General features: G+C 37.1%; 13 protein-coding genes and 1 rRNA gene. 8 read left to right on the top strand and 6 right to left on the bottom strand.

What is annotated here, in order from left to right; genetic code table 11:
• Window positions 1–51: 51 nt before the first annotated feature.
• On the bottom strand, window positions 52–267 hold the full coding sequence (locus FXN70_RS11255) for a helix-turn-helix transcriptional regulator (RefSeq protein WP_324647561.1): 216 nt from the start codon (window positions 265–267) through the stop codon (window positions 52–54).
• Between the two features lie 329 nt (window positions 268–596).
• On the opposite strand from FXN70_RS11255, the gene FXN70_RS11250 reads away from it, so the two are divergent.
• Both FXN70_RS11250 and FXN70_RS11245 read left to right on the top strand, forming a co-directional pair.
• Entirely contained in the window at window positions 597–839 is a 243-nt protein-coding gene (locus FXN70_RS11250) for a hypothetical protein (protein ID WP_324647560.1), read from the top strand.
• A gap of 430 nt (window positions 840–1,269) precedes the next feature.
• Complete coding sequence (locus tag FXN70_RS11245; RefSeq protein WP_324647559.1) at window positions 1,270–2,166, top strand: LysR family transcriptional regulator; 897 nt, start codon at window positions 1,270–1,272, stop codon at window positions 2,164–2,166.
• Here the strand turns inward: FXN70_RS11245 and FXN70_RS11240 are convergent.
• The 3 genes from FXN70_RS11240 to ilvD all read right to left on the bottom strand — a co-directional run bounded on the left by FXN70_RS11240 (window position 2,152) and on the right by ilvD (window position 6,454).
• Window positions 2,152–2,886: a sulfite exporter TauE/SafE family protein gene (locus FXN70_RS11240; protein WP_324647558.1), complete on the bottom strand. Its 735-nt coding sequence runs from the start codon at window positions 2,884–2,886 to the stop codon at window positions 2,152–2,154. The genes FXN70_RS11245 and FXN70_RS11240 overlap by 15 nt on opposite strands.
• Before the next feature lie 151 nt (window positions 2,887–3,037).
• Entirely contained in the window at window positions 3,038–4,324 is a 1,287-nt protein-coding gene (locus FXN70_RS11235) for a hypothetical protein (protein WP_324647557.1), read from the bottom strand.
• 300 nt (window positions 4,325–4,624) lie between these two features.
• A complete protein-coding gene (gene ilvD, locus FXN70_RS11230) occupies window positions 4,625–6,454 on the bottom strand; it encodes a dihydroxy-acid dehydratase (protein ID WP_324647556.1) in 1,830 nt (609 codons plus the stop codon).
• A gap of 337 nt (window positions 6,455–6,791) precedes the next feature.
• Between ilvD and fmt the strand changes: the two genes are divergently transcribed.
• The gene (fmt, locus tag FXN70_RS11225; RefSeq protein ID WP_324647555.1) at window positions 6,792–7,751 is read left to right on the top strand and encodes a methionyl-tRNA formyltransferase; all 960 of its coding nucleotides are present in this window, start codon (window positions 6,792–6,794) and stop codon (window positions 7,749–7,751) included.
• Window positions 7,748–9,034, top strand: coding sequence for a 16S rRNA (cytosine(967)-C(5))-methyltransferase RsmB (rsmB, locus tag FXN70_RS11220; RefSeq protein WP_324647554.1), 1,287 nt, complete (start codon window positions 7,748–7,750; stop codon window positions 9,032–9,034). Before fmt ends, rsmB begins: the two co-directional genes overlap by 4 nt.
• A 59-nt stretch (window positions 9,035–9,093) precedes the next feature.
• Here the strand turns inward: rsmB and FXN70_RS11215 are convergent, their stop codons facing one another.
• Window positions 9,094–9,711, bottom strand: coding sequence for a helix-turn-helix domain-containing protein (locus FXN70_RS11215; RefSeq protein ID WP_324647553.1), 618 nt, complete (start codon window positions 9,709–9,711; stop codon window positions 9,094–9,096).
• A gap of 500 nt (window positions 9,712–10,211) precedes the next feature.
• Between FXN70_RS11215 and FXN70_RS11210 the strand changes: the two genes are divergently transcribed.
• From FXN70_RS11210 to FXN70_RS11195, 4 genes are all read left to right on the top strand, one after another.
• Entirely contained in the window at window positions 10,212–10,571 is a 360-nt protein-coding gene (locus FXN70_RS11210; RefSeq protein ID WP_324647552.1) for a roadblock/LC7 domain-containing protein, read from the top strand.
• 143 nt (window positions 10,572–10,714) lie between these two features.
• Window positions 10,715–11,689: a hypothetical protein gene (locus FXN70_RS11205; RefSeq protein WP_324647551.1), complete on the top strand. Its 975-nt coding sequence runs from the start codon at window positions 10,715–10,717 to the stop codon at window positions 11,687–11,689.
• 15 nt (window positions 11,690–11,704) lie between these two features.
• On the top strand, window positions 11,705–12,235 hold the full coding sequence (locus tag FXN70_RS11200; protein ID WP_324647550.1) for a GTP-binding protein: 531 nt from the start codon (window positions 11,705–11,707) through the stop codon (window positions 12,233–12,235).
• A 26-nt stretch (window positions 12,236–12,261) separates the two neighbouring features.
• A complete protein-coding gene (locus tag FXN70_RS11195) occupies window positions 12,262–12,681 on the top strand; it encodes a roadblock/LC7 domain-containing protein (protein WP_324647549.1) in 420 nt (139 codons plus the stop codon).
• A 120-nt stretch (window positions 12,682–12,801) separates the two neighbouring features.
• Here the strand turns inward: FXN70_RS11195 and rrf are convergent.
• Window positions 12,802–12,916, bottom strand: a 5S ribosomal RNA gene (gene rrf / locus FXN70_RS11190).
• Window positions 12,917–12,942: the final 26 nt, after the last annotated feature.

Here is a 12,942-nt window from a genome sequence, read left to right as displayed (position 1 = left end):
TTTTAAATTAAAAAAATATGCCAAATCATAACAGAAGATAACTTTATAAAATTACTCGGGCAATAAATCTTTTACATTTACACCTAAAGATTTTGCTAATTCGTAAAGTTTTTCTAATGTAGGGTTGACCTCGCCTCTTTCGATCCGTCCTAAATAACTCCGATCCATGTTACAGAGCAATGCCAAATGCTCTTGCGGCATGCTTTTTTCTTTTCTGTACTTGCGAACTAATTGACCAAATTGAATAGTAAGTTCTGACATAAACATTCAAATGCTTAAAAAACAGAACTATCACTATTTGAGGACTACATATCCACGGACTATAATCCTCTTTTTAAATTTTATAGTTTTCTTTTATGAAACACGTAGTCTCTCCGATCTTTCAAGATTTTCTCGTTCTTCTAAATACAAACCAAATTGATGGATGGACATCACAACAAATTTGGAACACATTGAATCTTTCAGAAGATAAAAAGCAACGAATCAATCAACAACAACTTTATAGACTTTTGAGAAAACTAGTAAAATAAGGTCACTTAATCAAACAGATTCATTCTGACAATCCAAGACTTTCAACTTTTGTTGAAACTGAAAGCATGTGTGAATTTAGAAAACAATTTGATCTTAAAACTACTAAAAATGATTCAGGAAAACTTACTTTCAAGACCAATGAATTAAAAGGAAAGCAGAAGGTTTACGAAAACCAAATCAAAGCTTCTGAACAAGCTCTGATAGACTTTCCTGAACTAAAAACTGAAATCTTGAGAAGAAAAAACCAATTATTTCAAGATATCGAAAAAATGAAAGCATACAATGATTTTTTAACATCACTAATGTGATATGAAAGTAAATTTAACGGGCCTAAGGTTTCATTTCAGTATGAAACTTTATTACTCGATAAAAAGTAAAAGTAGAAGAAAAGATAAAGCTGAGTATGAAACTTTATTTTTTCTTCCACTAACTGCAAAGCATAAATATCAATGAGATAAGATGTGTTCAGTATGAAACTTTATTACTTTCATACACTACTTGTATGACAGCAATAAAGTCTCATACCAAGTAATAAAGTATAACACTGAATTGCTCAAAAAAACCACACGGTCTATGCTCTAATCCAGCATGAATGTGTGGTTTTTTTATGGCTAACTTTAAATCATGATCACAAATCACGTACCATCTAGCTAGGTAATAACCTCTATCGTCAACATGAATTATATATAAGAAGACTGCTACTCTACTAAAAAGCAATATTTGTGAGTATTGAATGTAATGCGCTACGACTTTTTTGATTTAGAGCTGATTTTAAATATTGCAACAACAGGTAGTCTGACCCAAGCGGCGGTACGATCTTGCATTTCTTTACAAGCTGCAAGTGAGCGAATCAAAAAACTGGAGCAGCAGTTCGAAACACAATTATTGATTCGCCAGCATAAAGGTGTAATGTTGACCTTGGCAGGACACACCCTCAAACAACAAGCACAGCAATTGTTGCAGCAGCAACAAGAACTGGAACGAGAAATGCATCCTTTTCGCAAGCATAGTCTCGAACATGTAGTATTGTGGTGCAACTCATCTGCGCAAAGTGAATATTTACCAAAGCTGCTACCCCAATATTTATGTGACCATCCACAGTTTAAAATTGAGTTACATGAAGCTGAAAGCTCTGAAATTGTTAAAGCACTTCGTCATGGCACAGCGCGTTTAGCGTTAGTGTCTAGCTTTGTAAATACACAAGCACTTCAAACCCATTGTTTTGCTGATGATCCTTTGGTTTTAGTCTGTCCAAATTTTCATCCACTTGCAACAGCAACCGAATTATCCTTGGATGAAGTGTTACATTACGATTTTATTGGACTGAAAACACACCATTCTTTGCAACAGGTGATTGATCAACAAGCAACACTGTTAGGAAGACAAATTCAATATCGGTTACGGTTGCCCAATTTTACAGCAATTGTAGAAGTAGTCGCAAAAGGCATCGGGGTCGCTATCCTTCCTGCACGTGCAGTACAAAAGTTACATGTTGAATTTGACTTTAAAAGTATTCCACTTTCAGAACATTGGGCTAATCGTCAATTATTAGTGGCTGCCTTAGATTTTCAAAAACTCAGTAAAACTGAACAAATTTTTGCTGAATTTCTTATTTCTACATCATGTGAAACCTAAATTAGGAAATGACATATAAGCCCCTAAAGCAATCAGTCCAATAAAAAAATACTGTCGAAATCGCCGCTCATTTAAATGCTGTCGCAATTCTTTACCTAGCCACATTCCTAAAATTGCAGGCAATACAGCAAAACAAGCCCAAGCGAATTGCATACTATTTTGTACAATATGCTGCTGTAAAAAAATGGCTAAACAGATATTCGAAGCGGTAAAACTTAATCCAAGCGCTTGAATAAGTTGATCTCGTTTTAAATGTAAGGTCTGTAAATATGGCACTATTGGAATAATAATCACTCCCGTTGCAACGGTCAGTGCACCGCCTAAATATCCCACAAACGGCGAAAGGTATTTTTCATAAGCAGCTAAATTCGGCAAATCTTTCGCAACTAAGCCATATATACCATATAGCAACAACATGATGCCTAAAAGCAGCTCACTGATTTTTCCGTGACCTAAGCTTGGTAAAAAACTCCACTGTGCACCAACGACAATCCCCAATAACAACGTCCAAAAACGGCGGATAAAAAAACCAATTCGCCCTTCTGCCAACAATTGCCAAAGATTGGTGAGCATCGAAGGAATAATTAATAACGCAGCAGCCTGCAATGGGCTCATGATCAAACTGAGTAAACCCATCGACACTGTTGGTAAACCAAGACCAATTAAGCCCTTAATTAGTCCTGCAAGGCCAAATACCACAACCATTATGCTGATGAACATAGGAGTATCTCAATCGCAATGCTTAATTCTGCATGCTACTCAAATATCTCCTTTTAGACGATTCATCAATTTTGAAGCTTGCCTCAAGTAAAAATTGAGACAAAAAATAAGAATGGATTCTTGCTTTTTCAGCTTTTTGACAAGCTAAATTTTAAGTTTCTTTTTCGGCTTTAATATGCTGTTCTAAGATATGATTCAAAATACTTTCAATCATCCACACCCGATACAAACTATTAAATACATAACGTTGCCCATCGACCCTTAACTCCAAAACAGGTAATTCGGGTTGATGCTTGCTTCTGCATACCGAGTCATTGTGTTTTAAAATTTCATCAACATCTACATTGGTGAGGTTTTCAATCTCAAGTGAGGTTGTTAATTCTTGGATATGTGCAGAATAAGACAAATCTTTGCCTTTGCTCCAAACAGCTTGTAATACAGCATACATCACATCAATTTGCCGCTCTTCTTCGACACTATAAAATAGCTGTGCTATCTGCTTTACAGCTTGCGCTGTCGGACGACAAAACGGTGTGAATGCAACTTCAGTTCGCTTAGACAATCGGGTTGCTAAAGACCAATCAAACTGATCTCGGCCTTGATAACTTAATGGATAAACACGTAATTGAATATTATAGTAATTCGCTAAAGTTTCTTTAATATAAGCCAATAATAACCAACTGATTGGATCTTCTAAGGCAATATATAAATCAAGTTCAGGATGCGCAGCATGAATCTCAGCAAGATCTTCTGCATCGTGAATTAAATGCTCACGCCATTCGATATGATTAATTAGAAAAATCGGATTACCGCTTAATAATTTTTGCGAACGTAACCGGCGAGTTAAACGCAACAATCCATCAACGGCCTGATATTGCCGATGCCCAATTTCAAAATAGCTCACAGCAACAGGTACATCATTAAAAATACGTTCGGGAATATTTTGCGGTGTTTGTTGTTGGCTAGCCATTACATATAAAGTACGCAATTTGCCATATTGTTGCTGCCATAACATGTGAAATACATCTTCAAGCAAATACAAAAAGGCTTCATCACGTAAAGGCGTATTTTTTAAAATAACTTCAGCATGTTGCAGGGCTTCTGTGCTCGGTAACTCAGGTTGTTCATCATAACCAAACCGATGTTGCTTGGCTAAAATTTTGGCATCATTTAAACAATAATGCTGCCATTCTTCAGCAGTCATACCATTTGGTGGTTCAGCAGCTTGTTTGGAAATGACGACTTTTAAGGGTTTTAATTCATCCGTTAAAATTTCATTTAATTGTGGCAGTTGCTGTACAGCAAGGTAACTATAAACGTCATCTAAACGTAAATAAACACTCAGCCCTTGGTCTGTAGATAAGACTTCTTGCCGTGATGGCTTTTGATAAAACCACCTCGATCGAATTGGGTCTAACCAGCGACGAAATACTGACATGCGTACAGCCTCTTAAAAGAAATGTCTTTAAACCGAACCATCGAATACAAAGTGCAAACCTTGTCATTGTGCAACAAGGAGAATTTGATAAAAACGACCGATTTTGAAATCTTGTAGCAATCAAACACCGAATATTGTGTTGATTTAGCCCACAAGTTTAACAAATTTTCGACAGGTTTTGAGGATGGATTTTATCTCGCGTTATTTTTCCCAGCTTTCATATGTAACTTACGTCAAATTAAGTCAAAAATACCCTGCAATGAGGACATTACAGGGTACATTTAATAAAACACAAAGAAATTACACGATACGCACTGCGCCTTTGGCTGCACTAGTCGTGTGTTGTGCATACATTTTTAACGCTTTGGATACTTTACGTTTGCGTTCTTCAGCAGGCTTCCAACCTTTTTCATCTTGGGCTTTACGGCGTTCCGCTAAGATTTCATCGTCTACTTTTAAATGCATACCACGGTTTGGAATATCAATTTCAATAATATCGCCATCTTCCACCAAACCAATTGTTCCACCTTCGGCAGCTTCTGGTGAAACATGTCCAATCGACAAACCTGAAGATCCACCCGAGAAACGACCATCGGTAATTAAGGCACAGTCCTTACCCAAACCTTTTGACTTTAAGTAACTGGTTGGATACAACATTTCTTGCATACCAGGACCACCGCGTGGACCTTCGTAGCGAATCACCACAATATCACCGGCTTTGATGTCATTGCCTAAAATGGCTTCAACTGCACTATCTTGACTTTCAAACACTCGCGCTGTACCCGTAAAGGTTAGAATCGAATCATCTACCCCTGCGGTTTTGACAATGCAACCATCTAACGCCATATTACCAAACAGCACGGCTAAGCCACCATCTTGTGAAAATGCATGTTCTGCACTGCGAATCACACCTGTTTCACGGTTGCCATCTAAAGTTGGATAATAACGGTTTTGTGAGAATGCCACTTGAGTCGGCACACCGCCTGGAGATGAACGGTAAAACTCATACACATCAGCTGCTTCAGTGCAAATGATGTCCCATTTTTGAATCGCATCTTTTAAAGTTTTTTCATGTACAGTGCTGACATTTGTGTCAAGCAAATTGGCCCGCTCAAGCTCGCCTAAAATGGCCATAATTCCACCTGCACGGTGCACATCTTCCATATGTACATCTTGTTTAGCTGGTGCAACCTTACACAATACAGGCACATGACGTGACAATTGGTCAATATCGCTCATGGTAAAGTCGACTTCGGCTTCATGTGCAGCGGCCAATAAATGCAACACGGTATTGGTTGAGCCACCCATTGCAACATCTAAAGTCATGGCATTTTTAAACGCAGCTTTTGTTGCAATTGAGCGCGGTAAAATACTGCTGTCATTTTGTTCGTAATAGCGTTTTGCCAATTCAACAATTAATTGACCCGCTTTTAAAAATAAGTTTTTACGGTTGGCATGCGTTGCCACAATAGAACCATTGCCCGGTAAAGATAAACCCAATGCTTCGGTTAAACAGTTCATTGAGTTTGCCGTAAACATACCTGAACATGAGCCACAGGTTGGGCACGCCGAACGTTCAAAGTCTTTCACTTCTTCGTCGGTATAACTATCGTCGGCAGCAACAATCATAGCATCGACAAGGTCAATGGCTTTTTCATCACCACGGAATTTCACTTTACCCGCTTCCATCGGGCCACCCGAAACAAAGACTACTGGAATATTCAGGCGCATAGCCGCCATTAACATTCCCGGTGTAATTTTGTCACAGTTTGAAATACATACCATTGCATCAGCACAATGGGCATTTACCATATATTCGACCGAGTCGGCAATGAGGTCACGCGATGGCAGTGAGTACAACATGCCGTCATGCCCCATCGCAATACCGTCATCAACAGCAATGGTATTAAATTCTTTGGCCACACCGCCCGATGCTTCAATTTCACGCGCGACCATTTGGCCTAAATCTTTAAGATGAACATGCCCCGGCACAAATTGGGTAAATGAGTTGACCACCGCAATAATCGGCTTGCCGAAATCTTCATCTTTCATTCCTGTTGCACGCCATAAACCACGTGCGCCAGCCATATTTCTTCCATGTGTCGATGTTTTTGAACGATAGTCAGGCATTTGTGTTTCCAACAAGTTGTGCTTGAGATGAATAATTCACTCTGGCTAAAAAAAAGACCGATCGGGTCGAACTCGATTGCTCATCATTCACGATCATCACTTCATTCTATACAAGCAATCTTGGTTGGGAAAGCCACAAAACCGTCGATCTTGACAATATTTCGCAAAACTTACATGAATAATTTTTTATTCTCATATAACTTATTTTTATTATTTTTTAATTTTGAATAATTTTTTTTCATTTCACAAATCAACAAGCAGCGCAGCCTAGATCAAACTTAGGGCTTACCTCCATTTTCACGTATAATCATGCCCAAACTGACTTTGGATTGCATGTGTGAAAATTATTTTTGCGGGCACCCCTGAATTTGCAGCAACTGCCTTAGCTGCCTTATTAAAAACACCGCATGAAATTGTTGCGGTCTATACCCAACCCGACCGCAAAGCAGGACGTGGACAAAAACTCACACCCTCTGCGGTAAAACAATTGGCATTGACCCATAATCTACCTGTCTATCAGCCTTTACACTTTAAAGCCTCGACTGAAGAAGGTTTGGCCGCACAGCAACAACTCGCTGCGCTTGAAGCCGATGTAATGGTAGTAGCAGCTTATGGTTTAATTTTACCGCAAGCCGTGCTTGATATGCCTAAATTTGGTTGCTTAAATATTCATGGTTCATTATTGCCGCGTTGGCGTGGTGCCGCGCCAATTCAACGTGCAATTGCCACTGGCGATGCCGAAACAGGTATTACCATTATGAAAATGGCAGCAGGTTTAGACACAGGCGACATGATGTTCAAAACCATCTGCCCAATTACCCAAGATGACAACACCGCAAGCTTACACGATAAACTCGCGGAACAAGGTGCAAATGCGATTGCTACCGTTTTAGAGTCCGCCGAAACATTACAGCAATATTTAGCTGAACGTGAAGTGCAAGATGAAAATTTGGCAGTCTATGCACATAAATTGTCTAAAGCCGAAGCCCAAATTGATTGGTCATTATCTGCAATTCAGCTCGATTTAAATATTCGTGCCTTTAACCCATGGCCTGTGGCTTTTTTTGCTTTAGATGAACAGCAAAATGTACGGGTTTGGCAGGCAAAATATGTTGATGATCAACATCATCAAGCCGAAGTAGGTGAAGTTATTGCAATGGATCAAAGTGGCATTTATGTTGCCTGTGGTGAAAATAGTGTGATTTGCCTAACTCAATTGCAGTGGCCGGGCGGTAAGCCTTTAAATGCACAACAAATTTTGCAAGCGCAAAAACTGCATCTAGGACAACAACTATGAACCAACCAAACTTAAATTTACGTGCCCAAGTGGTCAAAACTTTGCTATCGGTACAGCAAGGCCAATCGTTGTCGGGAATTTTACACCAACAACTAAACCAAGTTGCCCCGAAAGATCGGGCTTTATTCCACGAATTGGTGTTGGGAACCTTACGTCAATGGTTTGGGCTAAAAGCATTAACCTTGCCACTTTTGACCAAGCCGCTAGATAATCCAAGTGTCGAAACATGTTTATATGTTGGGTTATATCAGATTTTATGTACTCGGATTGCACCACACGCCGCCATCTCTGAAACTGTAGATGCAACAAAGCAAGTGGGATTTCCTGCACTTAGTGGCGTGGTTAATGCCATTTTGCGCCGTGCCACGCGTGAAACAACTGAATTTCAAGCCACGCTTAACCGAGCACATGGTCTTCCGAGTTGGTTATATAAACGCTTAAAGAAAGATTGGCCAACAGATGTTGAAGCACTGTGCCAGAACTTAAAGCAAAGTGCAGGCATTACCTTACGGGTCAATCAACGCAAAATTGGACGTGATGCTTACTTAAATAAATTAAAAGCGATCCCCGTGGCAGCAGAAGCCTATACTTATGGCGATGCGGCCATTGCTTTAAAACAAGCAGTACAAATTCCAGAATTAATTGGTTTTTCAGAAGGTTGGTTCTCTGTTCAAGATCAACATGCGCAGCTATGTGCCCAATTATTACCTAATTTAGACAGTAAACTTGTGATTGACGCTTGTGCGGCACCAGGTGGAAAAACAGCACATCTGCTAGAAAAATTTAAACCTGCGCAACTTATTGCACTCGATCAAGACCAAAAACGCTTAGAGCGCATCACAGAAAATTTAGCTCGCTTAGATTTAAATTCAGCACAAGTTCAAATTGTGGCTGCTGATGCAACGACTTGGCAAGCCGAACAGACTGTTGACTGTATTGTACTTGATGCACCATGTTCAGCCATTGGCGTACTCAGACGACACCCTGATATTCGTTTGCTACGTCACAGTACCGATATTGCTGAGACTGTTATTTTACAAAAGCAAATTTTAGACAATATGTGGCAGCAACTGAACGTTGGTGGAACATTACTTTATATTACTTGCTCGATTTTGAAAGCAGAAAATGAACAGCAAATGATTAATTTTTTTGCTGAACATCCAAATGCACAAGAAGAAAAGATTGAAGCTGAATGGGGCATCGCTCAGCAATATGGCAGACAACTGTTGCCAAATGAACAAGGCGATGGATTTTATTATTGTAAAATCAAAAAATTGGCTTAAGTCATTTCATTTTTATCAAAAGCTGATTTTCCAAAATCAGCTTTTTTTACTCATCCAAGTTAAGCTTCGGCAAAATTGAGTTCGGGATGATTTGGAATCGCCAAGGCTTGCTGAATATAAAAATGAACTAACTTTTCACGTGAACCAATCGAACGTTGATAATAACTAGAATTTAATAATAAACATGCACCATATGTCAGTGACCATACATAAGAAGCATAATCACGAATTGAAATTGTAGACTGAAATTGATCTAAATAAGCCTTAGTTATGTCTCTAATCCGTAAAATACGCTGCTGACGAATATCATATAAAATATTAAATAAAGACCTTAAACCAGACTCGGTCATAGTCAAATTTTCTTCAATTTGATGCAAAATAATGGTTTTTTCAGGTGACTCTAAATGAAATAACATATAGGCTGAGACATAATCTTGGAAATTTTCACTACAATTTTCTGAAATATTTAAAATTTTCTTTTCATTTTGAATAATCAATTCTAAAAGTAATTCATTCTTCGACTTAAAATGCTTATATAACGTCCCTTTAGCAATATCCAGCTCTTTCGCTAAATCATCTAAGGTCATACTTTGATCATTTTCAAGTAATAAGGCTTCAGAAACTTGCAAAATTTTGTGATAACGCGCTAAAAATTGCTCTTGCCGATTAGATGTCATCCTCATCTCCTCTTTATACTCCATGTCACATACAACAGATCTACTTATTAAGTATTGTCATTTTATCGATCTATCCTTAACTGATAATGTCATAGACCAGCGTAAAATTGAATAGAACATTATGAAAAAATTAAAAATGATAGTCGTGATGAGTCTCTAAAGATAAGTAAAACTAAACACTTAAAACTGCCATTTTTAATAAAAAACACATCAAATCACCTAAAAAAGATATAAACCTATATTTTTACATTTTGATACTAAAATAATTACCGAACACGATAAAACAAATTTCACAATATGTATAAATAATGATAACCCTATCACAACATAATCAAGTCAAATGATAAAACCTATCAACTATAAAATTTAAGCAAGCATAATGCTTATTGCTTTAAAAAAAATTTCTCCTACAATAAAATTAATCTATGACGCCACTTGTTAATAAAATCAACGCATAGACCAAACTAAACTCTTTATACTTACAAAAAGCAGGTATGCCCATGGCAAAATTAACATTAGATGCCCTAACAACAATTGATGGTTTTAATGCAGCAGCATTAGTGGATTTAGAAAGCGGTTTGGCCTTAGCAACACAAGGTGGTGGCAATATTGATTTAGAATTAGCTGCGGCTGGAAATACCGAAGTTCTTCGTGCGAAACGTCGCGTTGCAAATTCTCTGAACTTAAATGATGATATTGAAGATATTTTGATTACTTTAGGCAAACAGTATCACCTCATCCGCCCATTAGAAAGTAACAAAAATATTTTCCTCTATTTAGTCCTTGATCGTTCTAAATCGAATTTAGCTATGGCACGTCATGAATTAAAAAGTTTTGAAAAAGGGCTAGATTTCTCATAAGTTTGGAAAGCCCTTCTTAAATTTTATTTTTATTAAGGGCTTCTACTAGAAAATCAAACCATACAAACCCCAAAACTAAACTACAACCTATTGAAAATTAAGAGTATAATCCAAGATATTCTTATTTTTACAAGAGGTAAAATATGAATAATAATATTAATATTGCAATTTCAGGGCTTAGTCTGCAATCCTCAAATGAGCTAAAAGCAGCATTAAGAAACAATATTCCTATGAGTTATGCACTTAATTGGATTAATATTGCCGATCCAAATATTGATTTACTTGTAATTAATGAATCGTTTTTTGACACTAGCAGTATTCAAAGGATTTTAGAAAAAAAAAACTGCTCTTTTCTAAAAGTGACTAAAAATAGCAACACGCATGGCAATATTGATAATGATACGCTTTGCTTACCATTAAATGATCGCTTTGGGCCATTAAAAGATTGGATTGAAAATAAGATCCTATCGAAATTCACGAAAAAAATAAGCCCCCATACTAATATCGAAAAACAACAGCTGACAGAACCAACAATAATAAATCTAAATACTTTTAAAAATATGTATCATGCAGAAAATACACGGTTGCATTTATTCGATGATACTGGAACATTAGCGATTATTGATTTACGTCGAAAAATAGCTTGGGCAATTTCAGAAAATAATCAAATAAAAACAAACCAAAACTTCTGCTATGAACTCGCCAAAATGAATGATCTAACCAAAGTATCTAGAAAACATGAATATTTACTAGATGATTGGATATGGAATCTTATTTGGCTCTCACCCGAGTTCAATTGCTTAAGCCATGAAATTGAATATTATCAACTTGATCACTGGCCGCAACCATTTACTAAAACTGATCAAAAACTCATTTTTCAACTTAGTGCCAGTTTCATACACGGGGCATCTTTACATGAAATAGCACAAAAATTTGATCTACCTTTAGTAACAGTGCAACAATTTATTGCCGCTTCAATGGCCTCCAATAATGGCAAGCAAATTCCACACAACCCCATCCAACATGCTAAAAGTGAAACAAAAAAAGTGGAAGTTCAAGTAGAACAAAGCTTTTTAAATAATTTTTTTGGAAAATTACGTCGTCGCTTCGGTTTATAATTAAAGGTAGTTAAAATGATCTTACAACAACATAAGATTGTGTTTGCAGGCAGTATGGGAGCTGGGAAAACAGAGGCAATTCGATCACTCTCTGAAATTCCTGTACTTGCAACAGAAGCATTTAATACAGACAGTCACTCTCACAATAAATTAGAAACTACTGTTGGTATCGATTATGGTGAAATTACTTTAGAGGCTGATATTAAGATTGGTTTATATGGAACACCAGGACAAAGTCGTTTTGACTTTATTTGGTCAATCATTTGTGAAGGTGCTATTGGTGTTGTAATCTTAATTGACCATTCTTTAACGAACTCATTAAATGAACTCGAAAATTATCTTAATAATTTTAAAGAACATAATGAAAATATAGTTATTGGTATTACTCATACTGATGAAAACCCAGATCAACCTTTACATATTTATCGAGAATGGCTAAGCAAAAATCAGTATAAACATCCTTTATTTTTTATTGATGCACGTGTACCAGATGACATATTACTCTTGATTGAAGCATTGATTACCACACTTGAAGTCAAATATTAATCTACAATCCCATACAGGCTTATATTATGCTTACCCTTACAGATCAAAAACGTAGTGCACCAGCTGAACTCATTCATATTGCAAAAAAAGAAATTCAATATATTATTAATAATGTAAGTGGAATAGATTTTATTATGCTCTGTTCTACAGATGGTTTCGAACTTACCACTATTACCAAAAAAAATCATTATAATACAAGTAAGTTAGCTGCTGTTAGTAGCTCTATACTTGCAATGGTAAGTGCATTTTTAAAAGAAATCCAACTTACAGGATGCCAAAGTATTACTTTAGATGCTGAAAATGGTAAAGCTATTTTAACAGCTGTACCTGCCGCACAGCATCCAATGGTGATTGTTACTCTAAGCTCTAAAGATGTTTTATTAGGTCAATTATTATACAGCTTAAAAAAAGCCAGTCAAAATATTAGTCAGGCCGATATTAACTAAACGTCTCACTTCATTATTTATGCTCATGAATTCTAAAATTCACGAGCATTTATTTAAAACAGCATTTTATCCCCCACAAAAAAACACCCCCAACTGTTGTTGGGGGTGTTTCGAATAATGAGCTGGCGATGACTTACTCTCACATGGGTAACCCCACACTACCATCAGCGCTAAGAGGTTTCACTTCTGAGTTCGGGAAGGGATCAGGTGGTTCACTCTTGCTATTGTCGCCAGCACAACTTGTATGCTTACTCGTTTGGT

Source organism: Acinetobacter sp. MD2, from assembly GCF_035615575.1.
In the GTDB taxonomy this organism is placed as follows: domain Bacteria; phylum Pseudomonadota; class Gammaproteobacteria; order Pseudomonadales; family Moraxellaceae; genus Acinetobacter.
The sequence above is the reverse complement of the archived record's forward strand: the minus strand, read 5'-3'. Positions and strand labels throughout refer to the sequence as shown.

Bases quoted from the DNA above. Each gene is read 5' to 3' on its own strand.
- FXN70_RS11255 (WP_324647561.1), bottom strand. From the start codon at position 267: ATGTTTATGTCAGAACTTACTATTCAATTTGGTCAATTAGTTCGCAAG.
- FXN70_RS11250 (WP_324647560.1), top strand. From the start codon at position 597: ATGTGTGAATTTAGAAAACAATTTGATCTTAAAACTACTAAAAATGAT.
- FXN70_RS11245 (WP_324647559.1), top strand. From the start codon at position 1,270: ATGCGCTACGACTTTTTTGATTTAGAGCTGATTTTAAATATTGCAACA.
- FXN70_RS11240 (WP_324647558.1), bottom strand. From the start codon at position 2,886: ATGTTCATCAGCATAATGGTTGTGGTATTTGGCCTTGCAGGACTAATT.
- FXN70_RS11235 (WP_324647557.1), bottom strand. From the start codon at position 4,324: ATGTCAGTATTTCGTCGCTGGTTAGACCCAATTCGATCGAGGTGGTTT.
- ilvD (WP_324647556.1), bottom strand. From the start codon at position 6,454: ATGCCTGACTATCGTTCAAAAACATCGACACATGGAAGAAATATGGCT.
- rsmB (WP_324647554.1), top strand. From the start codon at position 7,748: ATGAACCAACCAAACTTAAATTTACGTGCCCAAGTGGTCAAAACTTTG.
- FXN70_RS11215 (WP_324647553.1), bottom strand. From the start codon at position 9,711: ATGACATCTAATCGGCAAGAGCAATTTTTAGCGCGTTATCACAAAATT.
- FXN70_RS11210 (WP_324647552.1), top strand. From the start codon at position 10,212: ATGGCAAAATTAACATTAGATGCCCTAACAACAATTGATGGTTTTAAT.
- FXN70_RS11205 (WP_324647551.1), top strand. From the start codon at position 10,715: ATGAATAATAATATTAATATTGCAATTTCAGGGCTTAGTCTGCAATCC.
- FXN70_RS11200 (WP_324647550.1), top strand. From the start codon at position 11,705: ATGATCTTACAACAACATAAGATTGTGTTTGCAGGCAGTATGGGAGCT.
- FXN70_RS11195 (WP_324647549.1), top strand. From the start codon at position 12,262: ATGCTTACCCTTACAGATCAAAAACGTAGTGCACCAGCTGAACTCATT.